This is a genomic window from Synechococcus sp. KORDI-49, assembly GCF_000737575.1.
In the GTDB taxonomy this organism is placed as follows: Bacteria; Cyanobacteriota; Cyanobacteriia; order PCC-6307; family Cyanobiaceae; genus Parasynechococcus.
On the sequence record NZ_CP006270.1, the window covers coordinates 2,409,856 to 2,430,259 of the forward strand.

The following is a 20,404-nucleotide window of genomic DNA, read 5'->3' on the forward strand; positions in this document are numbered from 1 at the left end:
GGTGGAGCCGCTAAAGCTTCCCTAAGAGGCCTCTTAGGTTTGTTCTCAGACAGTTCTGCGTTTCGCCCACTGCCTTCGTTGCGGGTGTGGTTGCAATCCACCTCTCTGCTGGCGGTGGTGGCGGGCTACAGCCTCTTGTTTGTGGTGAGCAGCAATCTGCGTCAGGAGCGGCGGCTGCAGGCCCATCAGCAACAAGCCAATGCGTTGATTGAACAACAGCGTCTGATTTCTTCTACAGAGACTGAACTCTCTGGCCTCGGTCTTCAGCTGACGCTGCTGGACAGCGGCACGGAGTCGGCTCCTCAGCTGCAGTTGGATGCGGACGGTTCCGCTTGGATGGTCAGTCGTCAGTGGCTCAATAGGCCCGGTCGTTCTCCTCTGGTGGAGGTGCGCCAGAACATCACAGAGCAGTGGCGTCAGGATCGCACCGATCAGTTGCTGTTGGTGGCGGCGGCCGGTGGATCGATGTTGTTCACGGCCCTGCTGCTGCGGCTGGTGTTGCAGCGGGGCTTGATGGTTCCTCTTGCTGCACTGCGCGAACAACTCAACCGGCTGGAGGCGGATTCGTTGAATCAAGCGCCGTTGGCGTTGAACCGCCAACCCCGCGAACTGCAGCCGATTGCCGAAGCCTTCCATGATTTGCAGTCACGCCTGGCCAAGGCCTGGGAGCAGGAGCGCTTCTTTGTGGATGGGGTGGCCCATGAACTGCGCACGCCGATCAGTGTGATCTCTGGCCATGCCCAGCAGTTGAGTGAGCAGCCCTTGCCGTCCACTCTGCAGCCGCCGGTCGCCCTGATCGAAGCAGAAGCCCGGCGTATGGGGCAGTTGTTGCGCGTTTTGCTGGAACTGGCGCGCAACGACAGCGGTCGTCTCAGCCTGGCGATGCAACAGCTCGACCCGGAGGATCTGCTGCTGGTGGCCTATGAGCGTCTGCTGCCGTTGGCGCCGGATCGTTTACAGCTGGCGGCTCCTTCACCAACGGCGCTGATGCCGATTGATGCCGACCCCGATCGTCTGCAGCAATGTCTGGCGGCCTTGGTAGAGAACGCCATCGCCTACGCCTCAGGCCCAATTCAGTTGTTCGTCACCGCGGAGCCTGAGCGGATCGTGCTGCATGTTCAGGATCAGGGGGCTGGAATCTCTGATCAGGAGAAAGCCAAGGTGCTGGAGCGCTTCACCCGCGGCAGCACCGCCACGGGCACCCGCGGCAGTGGCCTGGGGTTGTCGCTGGTGCAGCAGTTGATCAGCCTGATGGGAGCCGATCTGGTGATTGCTGATGCGCCTGGTGGTGGCGCTGATGTGCAGCTTCGGTTTCAGCGGCTGGAGACGACAGCCGGAACAGCCATCGCCGCGGGCTCGTCGTAGGGGGGCAGTACCGCCACGGTGAACAACACCACGGCCGGCAGCACCACACCCAGAAGCATGGAGGGGATCAGATCGCGCATCGCGCTGGTTGGTCTTGTTTCACCCTTAGCCATCGTCTACCCCGATGGCTGGTGGATCGGCTTGGATGTCGATGAGGATTCGCTGATGATCAGACGTTGGCGTCGCCGTTTCGCGCCATGAAGCCAACGCCACGGACGGTGTGCAGCAGCTGCGGCTGGCCCGGTTCTTCGATCTTGCGGCGCAGGTAGCCCATGTACACATCCAGGGTGTTGGGGTCGCCCACGAAGGGGCTGCCCCAAACCCCCTCGAGGATCGCCTGGCGGCTGTGCACGCACTCCGGCTCCTGCACCAGGAAGCAGAGCAGCTCGAACTCCCGCTGCGACAGGCTCACCTCCCGATCACCGCGGCACACGCTGCGGCTGAACAGATCGATGCTCAGATCTCCGAGGGTCAGATCGGCCGGCCGGCGTGCATCGGCCTCATAGCGGCGCCGGCGCAGCTGGGCGCGCACCCTGGCGTTCAACTCCTGCAGCTCGAACGGTTTGGTGAGGTAGTCATCAGCGCCGGCATCCAGCGCCGCGATCCGCTCCTCCAGGGAATCGCGGGCGGTGAGCATCAGCACCGGGGTGTTCAGCGCCGTGCGACGCATCCGCCGCAGCACCTCCACCCCTTCCAGATCCGGCAGGGTCCAGTCCAGCAGCACCAGTTCGAACTCCCGCTGGCGCAGATGCAGCAGCGCCTGCTGCCCGTCGGCGGCTGGTGTGCACTGGTGCCCCGCCTGCTGCAGCGTGTCGATCAGAAGCTTCAGCAGCTCCGGATCGTCATCGACGATCAGCAACCGATCGGGTTGGTCGTTCAGGGGAGCCGCCATGGCGCGCAGGGTAGAGCTGCCACCGGGGAATGCTCTGAGCCGTTGACGTTCACCGCTGCCATGGCGCTGCCCACGCTTCTCCGTTCTGCTCGCCCACCCTGTTGCCGTGGCTTTGTGCTGCCGTTGGCCCTCAGCGGCTCCGCCCTGCTGCTGCTCTCCAGCCTGTCGCTGCAGACCCTGGCGATGCACCAGCTGCAGCGCAGCCGCCACCGCCTCGAGCGGGTCTCCCGCGCTGATGCTTTCCTCTCGGCTGCCATGCAGTTCGCCCAGCGCAGCGGCGCCGCCCAGGCCTGCCTGTTGCCGTGGCCCTCCCAGAAGTGGAATCAGCCGTTGCTCTGCCCCGGCGCGGATCCTCGGCTGTTGCAGGCCGGCAGCGCTGAGGGGCTGCAGTGGAGCCTGGAGGCCTGGCAGCCCCAGGGCCATCGCGGCCAGCTCACCCTGCGCCTGCCGCAGCGGGGTGTCGCAACGGTCCCGTTGGCGATCACGGCAGCAGGCGCGCAGCTGCAGGAGGCCGTCTGATGACCCTCAGCGAAGTGCTTGTGTCTGCGGTGATCCTGGCGATCAGCACCCAAACCTCCCTGCACAGCTGGTCGCGGATCACGGCCACCTCGCAACGCCAGACCGCTTTGCAGCGGGCCCTGCTGCAGGCCGATCAGCAGCTGCTGGCGGCGCGCCGGTTGCTGCGCCGCAGCCCTGCGGCTGGCTGTGCACTCTCACCGGAACATCTCGACCAGCAGCTCGCTCCATTGCTGCCGCAGACCCCGGGGCTTCAGCGCAGCTGGCAGCAGGATCCGCTCGCCGGGGGCCTCTGGCTGCGGGTGGCTGTGGAGGCCGGCGCTGATCAACCCCCGCTGCAGCGGCGTCTGTTGCTCACCGCCGCCGGGCTGGGTCTCTGTTCGCCGGCGCAGGCATGAATCGAGGCTTCACGCTGGTGGAACTGCTGGTGACCATTGCGGTGCTGGGCCTGCTGGCGGGCACGGCCGTGGCGGGATCCGGCCGCGATCAGGCCCATCTGGAGCTCGAGGTGGCCCTGCGGCGGCTGCGGATCGGCTTGGATCGGGGCCGTTTGGCGGCGGAGCGGCAGCAGCAGCCCTGCGGGCTCCAGCTCAGTGCCCGCGGTTGGCAGGCGCCTTCAGATGCCGCGCTTCCAGCCTGCCCAGCGGTCACCCCTCTTGCCGAGACCGGAGCGTCCGCCATCAGCCTGCACAGCAACCTGCCGCCCCTGGTGCGTTTCACCGCCAATGGCCTGCTGCTCGATGGCGGCGTGGTGGTGCTGGCCCATCCCCGCCTGCCGCAGCGCCCCTGCCTGGTGATCGGGCTGCCGCTCGGCATCACCCGCAGCGGCACCTATCAGGCGCCGATTGAGGAGCGTCTGAGTGCGACCCATTGCCGCCCGGACGATGCGGCCTGAGCCTTCTGCCACCGGATTCACCCTGGTGGAACTGCTGCTGGCCGCCGCCCTCGGGGTGCTGGTGTGCGGCGTGGCGTTGCAGCTGCTGATCGGTGATGCCGCCCGCAGCGGGGCCCTGGCCGAAACGCTGCGGTTGCGGCGTCTGCAGGGCCGCACCCTGGCGCTGCTGCAGGGAGATCTGGCCCAGGCCGGCTCCTGGCAGGTGGCTCCCGTTGTTGATCCGGCCTGGCCCTGCTCGATCGGGACACGGCAACCTGTGCTCGCCATCACCCCGCAGAACGGCACCGATCCGGTGGTGTACAGCCTTGGAACGGCCCCCTCCGGCCTCTGGCGCGGTCGCGTGCTGATGCGCTGCGGGCCGGCCTTCGATCTGCAGGGACAACCGAGCAGTCACGGGGCTTATCTGAACCGGGTGGTGCTGGATCGCGTTGAGGCCTTTCGGATCGAGCAGGATCCGCAGCTGCCGCTTCTGCACCTGGAACTGGAGCAACGCGGCCGCGGTCGCGATCAGCTGGTGCGGTCTTCCGCGGTGGGCTGAGGTTCCAGCAGGAAGAAGGCCACCACGCTCAGCTCCGACACCGCCAGCAGCACGTGATCGAGCCAGCCGAATTCCACCCCCATGCCCATGGCGGTGATCCAGCTGTTCACCACCACCAGCACCACCGCGAACACCGCCAGCACCACCGCCGGCAGTTTCACCAGTTGCTGCCGGTCTCCCCACAGCGTCGTCAGCAGCGGAATCAGCAGCACGGTGGAGATGCCGTGCAGGATCCGCATCGAGAGATCGCTGTGCATGTGAGGGGTGATCGCCGCCCAGAGATTCACTGGAATCAACAGGGAGCAGAACACCAGGTAGCTGATCATCGCGGCAGTTGAACGGTGAAACGACTGCCTTCGCCGAGGCGGCTGCAGACGCTGATGCTGCCGCCCATTCCTTCCACCAGCAGCTTCACAACGGACAGTCCCAAGCCTGATCCGGTGCGTTCCGGGGCATTGCTGGCCCTGTGGAAGCGATCGAAGACCGTTTCCAGCTCGTCCTCAGGGATGCCGATGCCCTGATCGATCACATCGATGGCATGGGCCTCCGGCTCCTCGCGCATCACCAGCCGGATCGGTCGATCCGCCGGCGAGTACTTGTCGGCGTTCTCGATCAGATCCAGCAGCACCTGACGCAGCCGACCCGGATCGGCCTGGGCGATGGCGTCCCGCTGCTCCACTGCCGCTGGCAGCTCCAGATGCAGCGGTCGCTGAAGCGTGCTGCGGGCCAGATCGGCCACCTGTTCCAGCTGGTCCGCCAGCCGCACCGGTTCGCTCTGGATGCTCAATTTGCCGGAGTCCCCTCTGGAGAGGTCCAGCAGGTCGTCCATCAGCCTGCGCATGCGGATGCTTTCCTCCTCGGCGGTGCGCAGTCCCCGCACCTGGGCCTCGGTGAGGTTGTCGCCCCGCTTCACCGTGCGGTTCAGGTAGCCCTGCACGATCGTCAGCGGCGTGCGCAGTTCATGGCTCACGGCGCTCACGAACTGCCGCTGCTGGCTCCACGACTGCGACAGCCGCTCCAGCAGGGCGTTGTAGGTGCGGCCCAGCTGCATCACCTCCACCGGACCACGCTCCAGGGGCAGCCGTGCCGAGGCCAGCGTTTCGGCAGTCACCTGAGCGGTGGCGGCATTGAGCTGTTCCAGGGGCTGCACGATCCGTCGCACCAGACTGCTCACCGCCATCAGGGTGATCACCAGGCAGCCGCTCCAGATCAGGATCATCAGGGCCAGGTAGTCGTTCAGGGCCCGCTGGTTCGTGCTCACCTCCTGGCTGATCCACAGGCGCGCTCCGTTGGAGAAGCGCTGCACCAGTTCGCTCAGATACAGCTGTTCGCCGAGGCGGATCAGTTCCTGGCGACCCACCACCCGATCCGGGTTGGCGGCCATCGACGACTGGATGGCCTCATCGGAGATCTCCAGGTGATCGCTCTGGGGCAGCACCAGGGACGCGTCGGAGTTCTCCACCCAGAGGCTGGTGCGCATGCTCGAGTGCAGCAGCAGTTCCTGCTGCACGAAGTCGCGGTCGTCGGCGCCTCCTTTGCGCATGCAGGCCTGGATGGACTCGGCGCTGCGGCGCAGTTCCTTGGCGTTGTTCTGGATCAGATTGCGCTGGCCGATCCACAGCCCCACCGACGACGCCCCGGTGAAGCCGAGAAACACCGCGAGATAGGTGGCCAGCTGAAGTTGACCCTGAAGACTGCCGAGCAGCTTGGTGCGCCAAGAAGGGGAGAGGGCCATGGCGGCATTCTCCTGGCATTCGGGAGACAATGCAGCGAGCCGCGGCGGGTTCGCCCCCTTGAGCATCAGTCTTTCCACACGCATGGCCCGCTGGGGCCTGGTGATCGTGGCCATCTACGCCCTGGTGGCGCTGCTGACGCCGTTGTTGGTGTCGCTCGGGGTGCTGCCGGATGTGAACACCGGCCTCAGCAACCCGATCTACGACCCGCCCACCTGGAGCCACTGGTGCGGCACCGATCGCCTCGGCCGGGATGTCTGCGTGCGCACCATGGCCGGCAGTGGCGTCGCTCTGCAGGTGGTGTTGCTGGCGGTCGGTGTGGCCCTGCTGGTGGGTGTGCCCCTGGGCATGGTGAGCGGATACCTCGGGGGTGCCGTCGACCGGGTGCTGGTGCTGCTGATGGACACCCTTTACACCCTGCCGGTGCTCCTGCTCTCGGTGGTGCTCGCGTTCCTGCTGGGCAAGGGCATCCCCAATGCCGCCGCCGCCCTCTGCGTTGTGTACGTGCCGCAGTACTTCCGGGTGGTTCGCAACCAGACGGCGCAGGTGAAGAGCGAGCTGTTCATCGAGGCGGCGAAGTCACTGGGGGCAGGTCCTCTGTGGATCCTGCGCCGTTATCTGTTCCGCAATGTGATCACCTCGGTGCCGGTGCTGCTCACCCTCAACGCCGCCGATGCCGTGCTGGTGCTGGGGGGTCTGGGATTTCTCGGCCTCGGACTGCCGGAGACCGTGCCCGAGTGGGGCGGCGATCTGAACCTCGCCCTGGCGGCCGTGCCCACCGGCGTCTGGTGGACGGCGCTCTATCCCGGCCTGGCGATGTTCATCCTGGTGCTCGGCCTCTCCTTCCTCGGTGAGGGGATCGAAGCCTGGGTCAGCGGCGGTGACGGCCGGCCAGCGTCAGACTGAATCCACTGATGACGACAACGCCCGTGCCCTGGTGGACCAGCTTCAGCCTGATCGGCGTGGCCTGCCTGCTGTGGTTGTCGGGCCGCCGCAATCCCGATGATGTGATCGGCCTGCTGGAGAAGCTGCTGGCCGTCGTCTTCGGGATCGTGGTGGTGCTGGTGAGCCGCAACTACCTGCTGGAGGCTCTCGGGCTGATCCTGGCGTTGCTGCTGGTTCCAGGCGATCGCCGGCGCAGCCTGATCTCGCCCCACGAGGATGACCTCGGGGGGGGCGATCGGTACTGAGTGCAGCCGGTTGCCGCAGCCGTCAGCGGCCGGGGCTGTTCTTCACCTCCCGGATGGAGATCCGGCAGGAGCTCGGGAAGATCGCATGGGCCGCCTCGACGGCATGGCCGAGATCGACGGACTGGAGAATCTCCTCACCCCATTCCTCGCCGCAGTGATAGGTCACCGCGTACTGGTGCAGAGTCGGGTCGTCCATGGCGTCCGCGTCGCTGACGTTGTTATGGCCCAGCGTTCGCTGGGATACAACACTTCGCCGCTGTTCAGCAGCGCAGCTTCACGTTGCGGGGCAACTCCTCCAGCAGTTCCCCCTCCTCACTGAGGGCTGGGTAGGGGCGACCTTCCCGTTGGCACCAGGCCGCCACCTGCGGATAGGACCACTCGAACAGCAGTTGCCGGTAGTGCTCCGGTGTCAGTCCTTCTCCCTGGGTCGGGGCCAGACCGGCCGCCTGGCGCTGGCGCAGGGCCTCGAATAGCAGGGTCGCTGTGGCCACCGAGACGTTCAGGGACTGCACCATGCCTCGCATCGGAATGAACAGGGCTTCATCCATGCCGTCGCGGGCGGCATCCGTCAGTCCCCACTTCTCAGCCCCCAGCACGAAGGCGGTGGGGCCGGTGAAGTCGCAGTCGCGGTAGTCGCGGGCATCGACCCCGAGGTGGGTTCCGTACAGACGGAACCCGCGGTCCTTCAGCTGGCGGATCGCCGTGCCGATGTCGGGGTGATCATGCAGGGCGACCCATTTCTGGCTGCCCTGAGCGGTGCTGTTGAACGTGCGGGTTCGTCCCTGCAGGCTCACCGCATGGGCCTCAAGAGCCCCCACCGCATCGCAGCTGCGCAGGATGGCGGAGAGGTTGTGGGGTTTCTCCACATGCTCGAGCAGCACCGTCAGGTCCGCCATGCGCTGGTTCAGAACGGTTTTCAGCCGCTCGAATCGTCGCGGCAGCAGGGGCATGGGCGATCGCAACTCCTTGAACTCGAGGGTATGGGATGCCCTGGTTCCGCCTCAGGCCTCAGAACCAGCCGGCCGCGTCGATCGCGTCCTGTTGAGCGGCGCTGCTGAGGTTCACGATGCTGGAGGGCTGCGAGAGCGACGCCGCCATCCGATCGCTTGGCAGCGTCTGCCCGGGGAAGGTCCCGAGGGAATCGCGCAACACGGTTTTGGCGTCCTGGATGTCGAGCATGCCGTTGCTGTTGCTGTCCAGTGCCGCGTCCCCGATCCTGCGCTTGATCTGCTCGCGAATGTCGGAGGAGCGCGTGCGTCGTCCGGCGGGATTGATCACGGCATCGATCAAGCGCGGATTGAATCGTGCAGGCTTTTCGATCAGGCCGGCAGCCATTTCAACGGCCATGGACGAGGCCGCAATCAGCAGGCCATCCCGGAAGGGATGCACCCGATCATCGCCATCGAGATCGGAGGGGTCAGTTGGCCTGCTGCCGTTGGGCGTGTGGAAGACTCCGAGACCATCAAATCGCAGCGCCTCACTGCTGCCATCACCGGCCGCATCAGCCAGTTTCTTAGTGCCGTAGAGAGGCGAGGAGCCATCAATCGAAAACGGCTGGGGGATGGTGCTCCAGTCGATGGCGAATCCGCCCATGGGAGCCATCCACGTGTCCCGGGTCAGGGGATGGATGAAGGATTCCAGGGCCTGGGTGTACATCCCGTCCGGTCGACGGTTGTCCTTCATCCAGCTCGGCATGTCCTGCGGTGACGTCCAGCCAGGGGTTGAACGATGGATCAACCGTTCCCCATCGCGTGAGACGTCCGACAGGAAAGACCAGATGAGCTGATCCAGGTTCTTTCCATCCACCGAAAGGTCAAACCAGTCGTGACCACCACCGTGGATCACATAACTCTGAACCGGTGTTTCGCCCGTTTCCAACGCATAATCCGATCGTTCGATGGTCAGACCGGATCTCTGCTCGAGGTTCACCGTTTCAGCAAGATCAGCCTCATTCACGTCAGACCAGTAGGCCAGCATGTCGTCCACTGATGCGAGATGGCCATCGACGCCGTCCATGCTTCGCTCGGCATCTTCCGTGCCGTTGAAATGAATCAGGGCCACGGGATGTCCATCCGAATCTGACCGTGCCAGGTCCTCCGACATCAGTCCGGAAACCGGAGCAATGGCAGCAAATCGTTCGTCCAGGTGGTGGGCCAGGCCGTAGGCCATCCCGGCTCCATTGGAATAGCCAGTGGCGTAAACACGATCGTTGTCCACGGCATACCGGTCGGATAAGTCGTCGATCAAGCTGCTGATGAAGCCAAGGTCATCGCTGCTGCTTTTGTTGTCTGCCGATGCCGGATGAGGATTCCAATGGGGGCTGCCGCTCTCCAGCTCTGAGCCCTGCGGATAAACAACGATGACCCCGTCTTTCTCTGCGATCCGGCGCCAGTCGGAGGTCAGAAGTTGCCCCTCAGCACTGCCTCCGAAACCGTGGAAGTTGAACACCAGAGGCGCTCTGGTGTCACGTTGATAACTCGTCGGTATGTAGAGCAGGTATTCGCGCTGCGCTCCGGCATGGATGAGCGTTTCCCGTGTCAGTTGCTCGTCCTGCTCGACAACCTTCTGGTCGGCCTTGTTGCCGTCAGCACCATCGTCTTTGTCTTTCTCTCCCCAATCAGCTTCTTTGTCTTTCTCGCCCCAATCAGCGTCCTTGTCCCAGGCCCACCAGGCCCAGTCGTCATCTTTTTCGCCCCAGTCTTTGTCGTTGGCCATTGGTATCTCCTACTCCTCAGCGGCTGCTGCGGCAAGATCCGATGTGCTCCCACGAACCTCGGTAGCGCCTCTGTCCGGTCCAAGAGGAAAGACCGCGACCGCTGGTGTGAGACGGTCGCGCTCAGGAGCCAAGATCCCTCAACCCCTGGAGGCTTCTTAACCGAATTTTTACCAGCCGTACTGTGATATCGATCACTTCTCAAGCTGTTTTCCCTGCTCCGATGTGCGCTGTCCCGGACTCCAGGGCCCAAGCCAGAGCTGGGTTCGATCGAAGGGTGTGGGAGCAGGTCAGCCGCATTCCCTGCGGACAGCTGGCGACCTATGGCCAGATCGCTGATCTGATCGGTGCTTACGGCTGTGCCCGACAGGTGGGCTGGGCCCTGCGGCGTCTGAAGTTGCCGTCGGAGGTGCCCTGGCATCGGGTGGTGAATGCTCAGGGGCGCATCGCCATGAGCCTCAGTCGCGAGGGCAGCGACTGGATCCAGCGGGAGCTGCTGATCGCCGAGGGCATTCCTGTGGATGCGGAGGGGCGTCTGCCGCTGCGTCAGTTCCTCTGGCGACCGGGCGCTATGTCTGGTGAATGACGAGAGCGGTGTTTGAGCCAGTCCACAACCACCGGTCTTCCGTCGCGACGCCTGGCCTGGGAGGTGCTGCAGGCGGTGGCGGCGGGAGCCTATGCCGATGTCGCCCTGGAGCGGGCGCTGCGGGATCGGCCTCTGCAGGGGCCTGACCGCGGCCTGGCCACCGAGCTGGCCTATGGCGCCATCCGTCAACGGCGTCGGCTGGACGGCTGGCTCGATCGGGTCGGAAGGGTGCCGGCGCAGAAGCAGCCCCCCAAGCTGCGCTGGCTGCTGCACGTGGGGCTGTATCAGCTGTTCTGGATGGAACGGGTTCCCGACTCCGCGGCCGTGAACACCTGCGTCGAGCTGGCGAAAACCCATGGGTTGGCACGGCTGGCGCCGGTGGTGAACGGCATGCTGCGGGCCGCCCTGCGGGCGCGCGATCAGGGCGAGAGCCCGTCCTGCTCCGGGGATGCGGCGGTGCAGTTGGCCTTCGAGCATTCACTGCCCGATTGGTTGGCAGAGCTCTTGCTGCAGTGGCGCGATCAGGAGGGGGCAACGGCGGTGGCCGCCGCCTGCAATCAGGTGCCGCCCCTGGATCTGCGGGTCAATCGTCTGCGGGCGACGCCGGCGGGCGTGGCGGAAGCGCTCGCGGAGGCCGGCCATGCCACGGCACCGATCCCCGGTTGTCCCGATGGACTCACCCTGCTCGGCCCCAGTGGTGATCTGCGCCGTTGGCCCGGATACGACGACGGCCATTGGTGTGTGCAGGACAGGGCGGCTCAGTGGGTGTCCCCGCTGTTGGCAGCACAGCCCGGTGAGCGCATCCTCGATGCCTGTGCAGCGCCGGGCGGCAAGGCCACCCATCTGGCGGAACTGCTGGGGGGTGATGCCGAAATCTGGGCCGTGGACCGTTCGCCGGGACGCCTGAAGCGGGTGGCGGCCAATGCCTCGCGGCTGGGGGTGGATTGTCTGCAGGCTCTTGCCGCGGACGCCACCGATCTGTTGCGCGAGCGCCCGCACTGGAGCGGATATTTCCAGCGCATCCTGATCGATGCCCCTTGCTCCGGCCTGGGAACCCTGGCGCGCCATCCCGATGCCCGCTGGCGCGTCAGCCCAGCGTCCATTGAGGAGCTGTTGCCGCTTCAGCAGGCCTTGCTCGATGGTCTGTTGCCGTTGCTGGCGCCCCATGGGCGGCTCGTCTACGCCACCTGCACGATCCATCCGGCCGAGAACGGCGATCAGATCGCGGCGTTTCTGGAGCGGCATCCGCAGATGACTCTGGTTCAGGAGCAGCAGCGCTGGCCCGATGATCCGCAGGGAGGGGACGGCTTCTATGCCGCGATCCTGCAGAGGCAGTCCTGATCAGCGGTTCTGGATCTGAGGTTTGAGCCAGTTGCGCGGACCCTCCTCGACCTCAGGTTCCGGGGCCGGTGCCGGGGTTGGTGGCGGCTCATCGATTGGTTGTGGTGCGGGCCATTCCGCTGGTGCCGGGTCGTTGTTGGGACGCGGAACGTCCTGACCCTGCTCCGGGCGGTAGGGCTCAGGCTCGAACCGCTGGGGTGGGTAGTAAGGCCGATCGTCCCAGGGTTGATCTCCGTTGTAAGGATCCGGGCGGTAGTCGTAGCCCTGATAGGGAGCTGATCGGGCCTTTTTCTTGGGTTTCTCCTTCCCGGGAGGCTTGAACTCCCGGTTCAGCACAGGCTTGGGTGGGAAGGTCTCCACTGGCAGCCCCCCTTTGATCTTGGTCATGTACTGGTTCCAGGCCCAGGCGGCCTGACCGGAATTGCTCTTCGTCTCGCGATTGTTGTCGTACCCGAACCAGATACCCGTGGTCAGCTGCGGAATCGAGCCGATGAACCAGAGATCACGCGCACCTTCCGATGTCCCTGTTTTGCCGGCGACCGGGCGATCCGCAAGTTTGGCTGCGATCCCCGTACCACCATCAACCACCCGTTGCAGCATCCAGTTCATGGCATCGGCCACATCGCTGTCGAGGGCGCGACGCCCTCGATCACCATCCACTCTCCGGCTCCAGATCACCTCTCCTTCCGGCCCCAGGATTTCCTGGAAGGGAGTCGGTTTGACGTAGACGCCGCGGTTTGTCACAGCGGCATAGGCGGCTGTCATCTCCAGCACCGTCTGCTCGTAAGCACCGATGGCCATTGGATAGAACTTGCCAAGCGGACGTTTGGTTCCAATGTCGAAGCCATTGGCGGTTTCGATGATGGCGTCAAATCCCACCTTGTCCTGCAGCTGAACAGCAACGGTGTTCAGGGAGTTCTTCAGGGCATCAGCCAGTGAGATGGAACCGAAATACTTTCCTCCGAAGTTCTTGGGGCAGTAGCCCTTCCAGCACCGTTGCTTGTCGATGAACGTGTCCTCTGGCTTCACGCCCCGATCCACAGCAGCGGCGTAGGGAAACAGCTTGAACGTTGAGCCCGGAGAACGCAGCGCTTGGGTGCTTCGATTGAACTGACTTTTGTAAAAGTCCGTTCCACCGATCATCACCCGCACCAGACCGGTTCCCGGTTCGATCGACACGATGGAGCCTTCGAGATCCGCATAGGTGTTTGTTTTGATCACCTCGCGTGCCTCCCGCTGCCAGGCGAGATTGAGACTCGTGCGGATCTTCAGCCCGCCGACTTCGAGTTGCTCGGTGCTCAACAGCTTCGGGAGTTCCTGAGCGACCCAGTTGGTGAAGTACGGCGCCAGGCTCAGGAAATATTTGGGCGTCGACGGTTTCAGATTCAGCGGAACCTGTTTGGCGGTGTTGGCTTCGGCTGCGCTGATGAAACCTGACTGCTGCATGCGGTCCAGCACCACGGCGCGTCGCTGCCTGGCCAGCTCCGGATTCACCAGCGGTGAATACACCGACGGTGCAGGCGGCAGGCCGGCGATCAGGGCAGCCTGATCCAGGGTGAGCTCGTTGGGTGTCTTGGAGAAATAGATCCAGGCCGCATCAGCGATGCCGTAAGCGCCCGAACCCAGATACACGTAGTTGAGGTATTGCTCGAGAATCTGTTGCTTGCTCAACTGACGCTCAAGCTTCAAAGCCAGGGCTGCTTCCTTCAGCTTTCGCGTGATGGTGCGGTCCTGACTGAGAAACACGGTTCTCGCCAGTTGCTGCGTGATGGTGCTGGCCCCTTCACGCACTGAACCCTCGCGGATGTTGGTGATCAGGGCCCGGGCAACGCCCCAGCCGTCAACGCCGTCGTGCTGGAAGAACCGCCGGTCTTCCGCGGCAATGAAGGCACGCTGCACCAACAGCGGCATTTCACCGGCTTTCAGTTTCTCCCGGGTCGCCGGTCCAAGCTTCTGGATCACCTGGCCGTCGCTGGCCAGCAATGTGATCGTGCCGGGACGGTTGAAGTTGGAGATGCCTCGGGCGTCGGGCAGGGTGGCGTCCGCCAGATTGGTCAGGACACGCGTGCCGAGTGCCGCGCCTGCGCCGATCGCTGCTGCAGTGGCGCCGATCAGGACCCAACGCAGATGGGAGCGATTCACATCACCTGGGTGAGGGGACTGTGGCCGATGGCCAGAGCGGTCACCAACATGCCGAGAACGAGAAAGGGTTGCGCGCTGGCCTGGTACTTCACATCGAACGCCACGGGATCGCGCAGCAGCCAGATGTCCTGGAAGGTGATCTGGGGCACGATCAGGAGCACGAGAAGAACCGCAGCGAAATGCTGGCCGATGGCGATCAGCACGGCAACCATCGCCAGCTGAAACAGATCGATCATGCCGGCGCTGATCCAGCTCGCCCGTTCAATCCCGAACACGACGGGAAGCGATTGAAGCCCGAGCTCACGGTCGCCTTCCACGCTTTTGAAGTCGTTCACCACAGCGATGCCGAGTCCGGCGAGGCTGTAGGCCAGGGTCAGCAGCGCCGTGCTCCAGGTAAGGGTCCCGAACAGGGCCTGGCCGGCCCACCAGGGCAGGGCGATGTAGCTGGCACCGAGGGCATAGTTCCCCAGCCAGCCGTTCTGCTTGAGCTTCAACGGCGGTGCTGAGTAGATGAAGCTCACCAGAGAACCGCCGAGGGCGAGCAGCAGCAGCACCGGGGTGGTGTGACCGGCCCAAAGATCGAGTCCCCATGACACAGCCAGACCGGCGAGCAGCAGCACCCAGATCTGAACCTTCACCTGTCCGAGGGAGATGGCGCCGGAGGGAATCGGTCGATAAGGCTCGTTGATCGCGTCGATCTCGCGGTCGTAGTAGTCGTTGATCGTCTGCGTGTAGCCCGCCAGCAGCGGACCACTCATCAGCATGCAGGCGAAGGACGCCAGCACGTGGTCGGGTTTCCACTGGAAATTGCCACTGGCCGCGGCACCGCAGACAACACCCCAGATCAGCGGGATCCAGGTGACCGGCTTCATCAGCTGCAGTCGCAGCTTCCAGATGTTGGTGGTGCCGGAGGCACCTTTCATTCCGAGCAGCTGGCGGGCGTCGCTCACAGGGCGTGGCCTCAGGCGGGGGCGATTTCGTCTTCGAAGAACCAGCAGGTGGTGCCGTCGCTCAGCTCAACCACCACGCCGATGCCCTTTCCATCCACGGTGCGGAAGTCCTTCACGGTGCCGCTGGGGTTGGTCTTGAGCAGAGTCACCAGGGACTGAGGGATGCGATCGCGCACGCGGGTGACACGAATGTTCGATCCGATGGTGATCGCAGCAGCCTGGGACATGGCCTGCAAGGCTATGGAAGTGGCGCAACACTAACAGTCGCTTTTGCGCCGGATCGATGGTCGCTCTGCGTCTGATTCCCTGTCTGGATGTCGCCCGCGGTCGTGTGGTGAAAGGGGTGAATTTCGTCGGCCTGAGGGACGCCGGAGATCCTGTGGAGCTCGCCTGCCGCTACAGCGGTGCCGGGGCTGATGAACTGGTGTTTCTCGACATCGCCGCCAGCCATGAAGGTCGCGCCACGCTGGTGGATCTGGTGCGCCGCACGGCTGAAGCCGTGACCATTCCGTTCACGGTGGGTGGCGGTATCTCCACGGTGGAGGGCATCACCGAGCTGCTGCGGGCCGGGGCAGACAAGGTGAGCCTCAACTCCTCGGCCGTTCGCCGCCCGGAGCTGGTGCGTGAGGGTGCGGAGCGCTTCGGCTGTCAGTGCATCGTGGTGGCCATCGATGCCCGGCGACGGGATGCGGGTGGCTGGGACGTCTATGTGAAGGGCGGCCGTGAAAACACGGGCCTGGATGCGGTGGCGTGGGCCCAGCAGGTGGCTGAGCTCGGTGCGGGCGAGATCCTGCTCACCTCAATGGATGGGGATGGCACCCAGGCGGGCTACGACCTGCCACTGACCCGTGCCGTGGCCCAGGCCGTGCCGGTGCCAGTGATCGCCTCTGGAGGCGCCGGCTGCATCGATCACATCGCCCAGGCCCTCGATCACGGGCCTTCCGGCGGTCAGGCTTCTGCAGCCTTGCTGGCCTCGCTGCTGCATGACGGAGTCCTGACCGTGGAGCAGATCAAACGGGATCTGTTGGCCCGAGGACTGGGGATCAGGCCCTAGCTTTCAGGTGTCATCTCGCTTCGGTGATGCCCGTAGCGCACCCACTGCTGAACTCCACCTGGTCCGGACCTGTCGGTGTTCTGACGGTGAGCGTGATCATCGCTCTGGTGACCTGGGCGTTGAAGCTGATGCAGTCGGCTGCGGATCAGCAGGAGTTCTCCCTGATGCTGGCTGGCTGCATGGTGTGTTCAGCGGCTGTGGGTCTCGCCACGGTTCTGGTGATGACCCTCACAGGCATGCCGCTTTGAAACCGGGGGATCCCGCTGCGGTGGAGCAGCTTTTCGATGAGGTAGCGCCGCGTTACGACCAGCTCAATGACCTGCTGAGCTTCGGGCTTCATCGCCTCTGGAAACGTCAGTTGCTGCACTGGCTTCGGCCTGCTTCCGGTGAGATCTGGCTCGATCTGTGCAGCGGAACAGGCGATCTGGCTCTGGAGCTGGCCCGTTGTGTCCGGCCGGGTGGCCGGGTGACCGCTCTGGATGCTTCAGCAGCACCGCTGGCGCTGGCGGCTGGCCGTGCCCGCCGTCAGCCCTGGTTGAGCCTTGACCTGCTGCAGGGGGATGCTCTGGATACCGGGCTCCCCGAGGCGTCGTTTGATGGCGTTGTGATGGCCTACGGCTTGCGCAATCTCGCTGATCCGGCGCGCGGGCTGGTGGAGATCCGACGGCTGCTGAAGCCTGGGGGCCGCGCCGGGATTCTCGATTTCAACCGCGTGGATTCCACAGGAGTGGCCGGGCGGTTTCAGCGCTTCTACCTGCGTCGCCTGGTGGTCCCGGCAGCGGCAGCGGTCGGCCTGGAACAGCATTACGCCTATCTGGAGGCCAGTCTGAAGACCTTTCCGGATGGACCGTCCCAGGAGAGCCTCGCCCTGGCGGCCGGCTTTCAGGAGGCGGTGCATCGCCCCCTGGTGGCCCAGCAGATGGGAGCACTGCTGCTGAAGGCCTGAGGGTGTGAACGTTTGGGTGTGTCGCTTGCGACGGAATGACCTCGCGTCGTAGGACGTGAAGAGAAGATTAAGGATTGGGCCCCTTGGCGTTTCCTCTCCCCACCCTGCTTCCCACGATTGAGGAGCTGCTCCAGGAGGTGCAGTGGCTGGATGGCTTGATCCTGATCACCGATTCACAGCGGGCCACCTTCGTGTCGTTTTCGCAGGTGGATCCCCTGTTGCGTCGGCTGCGTCAGCGCCCCAAGGGACCGGAAGTGGCTGAAAAGCTCTGCATGTCGCTGCTCGAATCCCACGGAAAGGGGGCGGCGAAGCCTGTGCTGGTGTTCCAGGGGGATGGCAGCTTCTGGCTGGGGATGATGGGGCCTGCCGGCGCCAACCCCCATCGGCATCACGCCATTGCCCACCTGCATCGCTGCTTGGCGTTGAAGGACTGAGCTGGAAGGGTTGAACAGACGACCGAGTCGACGCAGCGATAGCCGTCTCCCCACGCATTCGTCTTGAAATCGCTATAAGTTACCTTTCTTAATACTTCACCATGACTGCCTTGGTCGATGAGACCCGGGGTGCCGATCTTGATCGGTCGAGCTTGACATCCGCCACCTCGGATGATCTTTCTGGTCGTGCGTATTACTACTACTCATCTAGCTCTTACGGTTCGAGTCAGACCTCGGATTCCGAATCGGAAACAACTGCATCGGAGGACGCTGAGTCGTCTGATGAGGCTGATGACGACACCATCAAGATCTACGTCAACTCAGGATCATTCCGGGCTCCATACTTCTCCTTCTTCACCGATTCAAGTCGATCGGTCTCGTTCGGAACGAACGAGCTCGATGTCAGTAAAACCTACGAATTCATCGGAGCTAATTCCACACACCCCTTCTACATCGGTGACAGCGGCTACCGGCAGGAGAGTTCGGCAGCGCTGGTTCTGGATGGGGATGGATCAGCCTCCGGGGGAATCGGTCGTGACCAGTCGTTCACGCTCAGTTTCGCGGCTGATATTGATCTGTCGTTGATCGACAGCATTGATTATTTCTGTACGGCACATTCCTCGATGATCGGCTCCTTCCAGTTGGTGGGTGAGCCTCTGGGTCGTCAGGATGCCAATGACGAAGAGGCCGAGATCGTTGCCCCAACGATCTCGATTTCAACCGATGACACCAGTCTGACGTCGGGCGAGACAGCCCGGATCACGTTCACTCTCTCGGAAGGCTCCACGGATTTCACTGCGGATGACCTGGCCGTTTCCGGGGGTGTTGTTTCGGATTTCGAGACCATCAGTGCCACTGAGTACACGGCTGTGTTCACCCCGGATGTGGAGAGCACCGACAACGGCACGGTTTCTGTCGCTGCAGGCAGCTTCTCCAATTCCGCTGGCACAACCAACGACAGCAGTGCATCCCTCTCCATGGGTGTTGACACCCGTGATCAGGTCTCCCCTGTGCTCGAGATCAGCGCGGACGATGAGGAGCTGACGGCGGGCGAAACGGCGACGATCCGATTCACGTTGTCGGAGGCATCGAGCGATTTCACCGCGGAGGACGTGGTGGTGAGCGGCGGCGAGCTGAGCGGTTTCAGCGGCAGTGGAACGGACTACAGCGCCAGCTTCACGCCGGCGGAGAACAGCACCGATGAGGGTGTGATCACGGTGGTGCGTGGCGCCTTCCGTGATGCGGCCGGGAACATCAATGCGGAGCGGACATCGATCAGCCTGGAGGTGAACACGGTGCCTCCGGACACCACAGCGCCTGCCCTGGAGATCAGCGCGGACGATGAGGAGCTGACGGTGGGCGAAACGGCGACGATCCGGTTCACGTTGTCGGAGGCATCGAGCGATTTCACGGCGGAGGACGTGGCGGTGAGCGGCGGCGAGCTGAGCGGTTTCAGCGGCAGTGGAACGGACTACAGCGCCAGCTTCACGCCGGCGGAGAACAGCACCGATGAGGGTGTGATCACGGTGGTGCGTGGCGCCTTCCGTGATGCGGCCGGGAACATCAATGCGGAGCGGACATCGATCAGCCTGGAGGTGAACACGGTGCCTCCGGACACCACAGCGCCTGCCCTGGAGATCAGCGCGGACGATGAGGAGCTGACGGTGGGCGAAACGGCGACGATCCGGTTCACGTTGTCGGAGGCATCGAGCGATTTCACGGCGGAGGACGTGGCGGTGAGCGGCGGCGAGCTGAGCGGTTTCAGCGGCAGTGGAACGGACTACAGCGCCAGCTTCACGCCGGCGGAGAACAGCACCGATGAGGGTGTGATCACGGTGGTGCGTGGCGCCTTCCGTGATGCGGCCGGGAACATCAATGCGGAGCGGACATCGATCAGCCTGGAGGTGAACACGGTGCCTCCAGACACCACAGCGCCTGCCCTGGAGATCAGCGCGGACGATGAGGAGCTGACGGCGGGCGAAACGGCGACGATCCGGTTCACGTTGTCGGAGGCATCGAGCGATTTCACGGCGGAGGACGTGGCGGTGAGCGGCGGCGAGCTGAGCGGTTTCAGCGGCAGCGGAACGGACTACAGCGCCAGCTTCACGCCGGCGGAGAACAGCACCGATGAGGGTGTGATCACGGTGGTGCGTGGCGCCTTCCGTGATGCGGCCGGGAACATCAATGCGGAGCGGACGTCGATCAGCCTGGAGGTGAACACGGTGCCGACGGTTTCTGAGGCAACGCCACAGAGTGAGCCGCCTGTCGAGCTGTTCGTCAGTGCCGGATCATTCGCTGAGCCGTATTACACCTTCTACACCGATGCCGAGGGCAACGAACCTCTGGTGGATCCTGCATTGGATGTTGATTCAACGTATCTGTTCAGACGTCTGGATGATGTGGCGTCTCATCCCTTCTATGTCAGTGATCAGGGTCACAATCAAACCAGTTCATCGGCACTGATCCTTCAGGGTGATGGCAGCGCCGAACGCGGTATCAAGGGAACAGAGTCTTTTCAGCTCAGTTTTTCGGGAGACATCGATCTCGATGTTGTTGAGACCGTTGACTATTACTGCTCGAGTCATCCTTCGATGATCAGCAGCTTCCGTTTGTTTCGGGGCTCCAATGAGATCCTGGAGTCTGCATCAGATGCCGAAACTGACGACGCTGACGCACCTCTGGGGTTCGCCTTCGCCAGTCAGGATGTCTCGACCTCCAGCGAGGCAGAGGACGACAGCGATTCAACGGCTGATGTGGCCCTCTCAACGGTTGATGTGCTGACAGGCGATGTCAACAACAACGGCAGTCATGATGTCAGCGACGCGATCTCAGTCTTGAGGAACATCGTTGGTCTGGAGACTGATCTCTCCGAATTCCCGGGGGTTGATCCCGTCACGTTGATGGACATCGATGGCAGTGGCTCCATTGATGTCGGTGATGCGGTAGGCATCCTTCGAGCCATTGTCGGCCTCGAGTCGTTGACCTCGCTCGTGCAGGTTTCACTTCAGGCGCCAGCTGATTTGAGCAACGCCTTGCTGCTGGACCCGCAAGGCTTGCAGGCAGACCCGCTCGTACCCGATCCCTCGGCTCTGCTGCTCTGAATCCGGCG

At 63.8% G+C, this 20,404-nt stretch carries 24 protein-coding genes; 14 read left to right on the forward strand and 10 right to left on the reverse strand.

Translation table 11 applies throughout. From position 1 onward, the window contains the following. Positions 1–84 precede the first annotated feature (84 nt). The gene (locus KR49_RS12110; RefSeq protein ID WP_253912764.1) at positions 85–1,365 is read left to right on the forward strand and encodes a sensor histidine kinase KdpD; all 1,281 of its coding nucleotides are present in this window, start codon (positions 85–87) and stop codon (positions 1,363–1,365) included. Here the strand turns inward: KR49_RS12110 and KR49_RS14515 are convergent. Together KR49_RS14515 and KR49_RS12115 are read right to left on the reverse strand one after the other, a co-directional pair. Then, positions 1,314–1,445 (reverse strand): hypothetical protein, encoded by a 132-nt coding sequence (locus tag KR49_RS14515; RefSeq protein WP_256381020.1) that lies wholly within the window; start codon positions 1,443–1,445, stop codon positions 1,314–1,316. The genes KR49_RS12110 and KR49_RS14515 overlap by 52 nt on opposite strands. Before the next feature lie 89 nt (positions 1,446–1,534). After that, a complete protein-coding gene (locus tag KR49_RS12115; protein ID WP_043695903.1) occupies positions 1,535–2,257 on the reverse strand; it encodes a response regulator transcription factor in 723 nt (240 codons plus the stop codon). 42 nt (positions 2,258–2,299) lie between these two features. Here KR49_RS12115 and KR49_RS12120 point away from each other — a divergent pair, with 42 nt between their 5' ends. The 4 genes from KR49_RS12120 to KR49_RS12135 are packed head-to-tail and all read left to right on the forward strand — an operon-like array spanning position 2,300 to position 4,206. After that, the gene (locus KR49_RS12120) at positions 2,300–2,776 is read left to right on the forward strand and encodes a hypothetical protein (RefSeq protein ID WP_156957201.1); all 477 of its coding nucleotides are present in this window, start codon (positions 2,300–2,302) and stop codon (positions 2,774–2,776) included. Next, positions 2,776–3,171, forward strand: coding sequence for a hypothetical protein (locus KR49_RS12125; protein ID WP_043695905.1), 396 nt, complete (start codon positions 2,776–2,778; stop codon positions 3,169–3,171). The genes KR49_RS12120 and KR49_RS12125 overlap by 1 nt, the downstream gene beginning before the upstream one ends. Continuing rightward, entirely contained in the window at positions 3,168–3,668 is a 501-nt protein-coding gene (locus KR49_RS12130) for a Tfp pilus assembly protein FimT/FimU (protein ID WP_043695908.1), read from the forward strand. The genes KR49_RS12125 and KR49_RS12130 overlap by 4 nt, the downstream gene beginning before the upstream one ends. Continuing rightward, entirely contained in the window at positions 3,658–4,206 is a 549-nt protein-coding gene (locus KR49_RS12135; protein WP_043695911.1) for a hypothetical protein, read from the forward strand. The genes KR49_RS12130 and KR49_RS12135 overlap by 11 nt, the downstream gene beginning before the upstream one ends. Here the strand turns inward: KR49_RS12135 and KR49_RS12140 are convergent. After that, entirely contained in the window at positions 4,176–4,532 is a 357-nt protein-coding gene (locus KR49_RS12140) for a hypothetical protein (protein ID WP_043695914.1), read from the reverse strand. The two genes, KR49_RS12135 and KR49_RS12140, sit on opposite strands and share 31 nt — an antisense overlap. Next, the gene (locus KR49_RS12145; RefSeq protein ID WP_043697509.1) at positions 4,529–5,941 is read right to left on the reverse strand and encodes a HAMP domain-containing sensor histidine kinase; all 1,413 of its coding nucleotides are present in this window, start codon (positions 5,939–5,941) and stop codon (positions 4,529–4,531) included. Before KR49_RS12145 ends, KR49_RS12140 begins: the two co-directional genes overlap by 4 nt. Positions 5,942–6,023: 82 nt before the next feature. On the opposite strand from KR49_RS12145, the gene KR49_RS12150 reads away from it, so the two are divergent. Then, positions 6,024–6,845: an ABC transporter permease gene (locus tag KR49_RS12150; RefSeq protein WP_043695917.1), complete on the forward strand. Its 822-nt coding sequence runs from the start codon at positions 6,024–6,026 to the stop codon at positions 6,843–6,845. Positions 6,846–6,853: 8 nt separating this feature from the next. Further along, positions 6,854–7,129: a hypothetical protein gene (locus tag KR49_RS12155; RefSeq protein ID WP_253912765.1), complete on the forward strand. Its 276-nt coding sequence runs from the start codon at positions 6,854–6,856 to the stop codon at positions 7,127–7,129. A gap of 22 nt (positions 7,130–7,151) precedes the next feature. Here KR49_RS12155 and KR49_RS14340 read toward each other — a convergent pair whose 3' ends face one another. From KR49_RS14340 to KR49_RS13065, 3 genes are all read right to left on the reverse strand, one after another. After that, a complete protein-coding gene (locus tag KR49_RS14340) occupies positions 7,152–7,325 on the reverse strand; it encodes a hypothetical protein (protein WP_173402154.1) in 174 nt (57 codons plus the stop codon). A gap of 64 nt (positions 7,326–7,389) precedes the next feature. Continuing rightward, positions 7,390–8,079, reverse strand: coding sequence for a tRNA (guanosine(18)-2'-O)-methyltransferase TrmH (gene trmH / locus KR49_RS12160; RefSeq protein WP_043695921.1), 690 nt, complete (start codon positions 8,077–8,079; stop codon positions 7,390–7,392). A 58-nt stretch (positions 8,080–8,137) separates the two neighbouring features. Continuing rightward, positions 8,138–9,844, reverse strand: coding sequence for a PHB depolymerase family esterase (locus tag KR49_RS13065; protein ID WP_052378259.1), 1,707 nt, complete (start codon positions 9,842–9,844; stop codon positions 8,138–8,140). Positions 9,845–10,065: 221 nt separating this feature from the next. Between KR49_RS13065 and KR49_RS12170 the strand changes: the two genes are divergently transcribed. Together KR49_RS12170 and KR49_RS12175 are read left to right on the forward strand one after the other, a co-directional pair. Then, complete coding sequence (locus tag KR49_RS12170) at positions 10,066–10,428, forward strand: MGMT family protein (RefSeq protein ID WP_043695924.1); 363 nt, start codon at positions 10,066–10,068, stop codon at positions 10,426–10,428. Positions 10,429–10,440: 12 nt separating this feature from the next. Continuing rightward, positions 10,441–11,769 (forward strand): 16S rRNA (cytosine(967)-C(5))-methyltransferase, encoded by a 1,329-nt coding sequence (locus KR49_RS12175; protein WP_043695927.1) that lies wholly within the window; start codon positions 10,441–10,443, stop codon positions 11,767–11,769. Here the strand turns inward: KR49_RS12175 and KR49_RS12180 are convergent, their stop codons facing one another. The 3 genes from KR49_RS12180 to KR49_RS12190 are packed head-to-tail and all read right to left on the reverse strand — an operon-like array spanning position 11,770 to position 15,088. After that, on the reverse strand, positions 11,770–13,911 hold the full coding sequence (locus tag KR49_RS12180; protein ID WP_043695930.1) for a PBP1A family penicillin-binding protein: 2,142 nt from the start codon (positions 13,909–13,911) through the stop codon (positions 11,770–11,772). Further along, positions 13,908–14,861, reverse strand: a complete 954-nt coding sequence (chlG, locus tag KR49_RS12185; protein ID WP_043695934.1) for a chlorophyll synthase ChlG — start codon at positions 14,859–14,861, stop codon at positions 13,908–13,910. Before chlG ends, KR49_RS12180 begins: the two co-directional genes overlap by 4 nt. 11 nt (positions 14,862–14,872) lie before the next feature. Continuing rightward, the gene (locus KR49_RS12190) at positions 14,873–15,088 is read right to left on the reverse strand and encodes a DUF2862 domain-containing protein (RefSeq protein WP_043697518.1); all 216 of its coding nucleotides are present in this window, start codon (positions 15,086–15,088) and stop codon (positions 14,873–14,875) included. 56 nt (positions 15,089–15,144) lie between these two features. On the opposite strand from KR49_RS12190, the gene hisF reads away from it, so the two are divergent. The 5 genes from hisF (at position 15,145) to KR49_RS12215 (ending at position 20,396) form a co-directional block, all read left to right on the forward strand. Further along, on the forward strand, positions 15,145–15,915 hold the full coding sequence (hisF, locus tag KR49_RS12195; RefSeq protein ID WP_043695937.1) for an imidazole glycerol phosphate synthase subunit HisF: 771 nt from the start codon (positions 15,145–15,147) through the stop codon (positions 15,913–15,915). 26 nt (positions 15,916–15,941) lie between these two features. After that, positions 15,942–16,163, forward strand: coding sequence for a hypothetical protein (locus KR49_RS12200; RefSeq protein WP_043695940.1), 222 nt, complete (start codon positions 15,942–15,944; stop codon positions 16,161–16,163). Further along, the gene (gene ubiE / locus KR49_RS12205) at positions 16,160–16,861 is read left to right on the forward strand and encodes a bifunctional demethylmenaquinone methyltransferase/2-methoxy-6-polyprenyl-1,4-benzoquinol methylase UbiE (RefSeq protein ID WP_043695942.1); all 702 of its coding nucleotides are present in this window, start codon (positions 16,160–16,162) and stop codon (positions 16,859–16,861) included. The genes KR49_RS12200 and ubiE overlap by 4 nt, the downstream gene beginning before the upstream one ends. An 83-nt stretch (positions 16,862–16,944) precedes the next feature. Beyond that, the gene (locus KR49_RS12210; RefSeq protein ID WP_043695945.1) at positions 16,945–17,295 is read left to right on the forward strand and encodes a hypothetical protein; all 351 of its coding nucleotides are present in this window, start codon (positions 16,945–16,947) and stop codon (positions 17,293–17,295) included. Between the two features lie 152 nt (positions 17,296–17,447). Then, on the forward strand, positions 17,448–20,396 hold the full coding sequence (locus KR49_RS12215) for an Ig-like domain-containing protein (RefSeq protein WP_156957202.1): 2,949 nt from the start codon (positions 17,448–17,450) through the stop codon (positions 20,394–20,396). Positions 20,397–20,404: the final 8 nt, after the last annotated feature.

What these genes read in the sequence shown, in the direction of transcription:
- KR49_RS14340 (WP_173402154.1), bottom strand. Translation starts at nt 7,325, where the DNA reads ATGGACGACCCGACTCTGCACCAGTACGCGGTGACCTATCACTGCGGC.
- KR49_RS12155 (WP_253912765.1), top strand. Translation starts at nt 6,854, where the DNA reads ATGACGACAACGCCCGTGCCCTGGTGGACCAGCTTCAGCCTGATCGGC.
- hisF (WP_043695937.1), top strand. Translation starts at nt 15,145, where the DNA reads ATGGTCGCTCTGCGTCTGATTCCCTGTCTGGATGTCGCCCGCGGTCGT.
- KR49_RS14515 (WP_256381020.1), bottom strand. Translation starts at nt 1,445, where the DNA reads ATGCGCGATCTGATCCCCTCCATGCTTCTGGGTGTGGTGCTGCCGGCC.
- trmH (WP_043695921.1), bottom strand. Translation starts at nt 8,079, where the DNA reads ATGCCCCTGCTGCCGCGACGATTCGAGCGGCTGAAAACCGTTCTGAAC.
- KR49_RS12200 (WP_043695940.1), top strand. Translation starts at nt 15,942, where the DNA reads ATGCCCGTAGCGCACCCACTGCTGAACTCCACCTGGTCCGGACCTGTC.
- KR49_RS12190 (WP_043697518.1), bottom strand. Translation starts at nt 15,088, where the DNA reads ATGTCCCAGGCTGCTGCGATCACCATCGGATCGAACATTCGTGTCACC.
- KR49_RS12130 (WP_043695908.1), top strand. Translation starts at nt 3,168, where the DNA reads ATGAATCGAGGCTTCACGCTGGTGGAACTGCTGGTGACCATTGCGGTG.
- KR49_RS13065 (WP_052378259.1), bottom strand. Translation starts at nt 9,844, where the DNA reads ATGGCCAACGACAAAGACTGGGGCGAAAAAGATGACGACTGGGCCTGG.
- KR49_RS12125 (WP_043695905.1), top strand. Translation starts at nt 2,776, where the DNA reads ATGACCCTCAGCGAAGTGCTTGTGTCTGCGGTGATCCTGGCGATCAGC.
- KR49_RS12170 (WP_043695924.1), top strand. Translation starts at nt 10,066, where the DNA reads ATGTGCGCTGTCCCGGACTCCAGGGCCCAAGCCAGAGCTGGGTTCGAT.
- KR49_RS12135 (WP_043695911.1), top strand. Translation starts at nt 3,658, where the DNA reads ATGCGGCCTGAGCCTTCTGCCACCGGATTCACCCTGGTGGAACTGCTG.
- KR49_RS12115 (WP_043695903.1), bottom strand. Translation starts at nt 2,257, where the DNA reads ATGGCGGCTCCCCTGAACGACCAACCCGATCGGTTGCTGATCGTCGAT.
- KR49_RS12145 (WP_043697509.1), bottom strand. Translation starts at nt 5,941, where the DNA reads ATGGCCCTCTCCCCTTCTTGGCGCACCAAGCTGCTCGGCAGTCTTCAG.
- KR49_RS12140 (WP_043695914.1), bottom strand. Translation starts at nt 4,532, where the DNA reads ATGATCAGCTACCTGGTGTTCTGCTCCCTGTTGATTCCAGTGAATCTC.
- KR49_RS12150 (WP_043695917.1), top strand. Translation starts at nt 6,024, where the DNA reads ATGGCCCGCTGGGGCCTGGTGATCGTGGCCATCTACGCCCTGGTGGCG.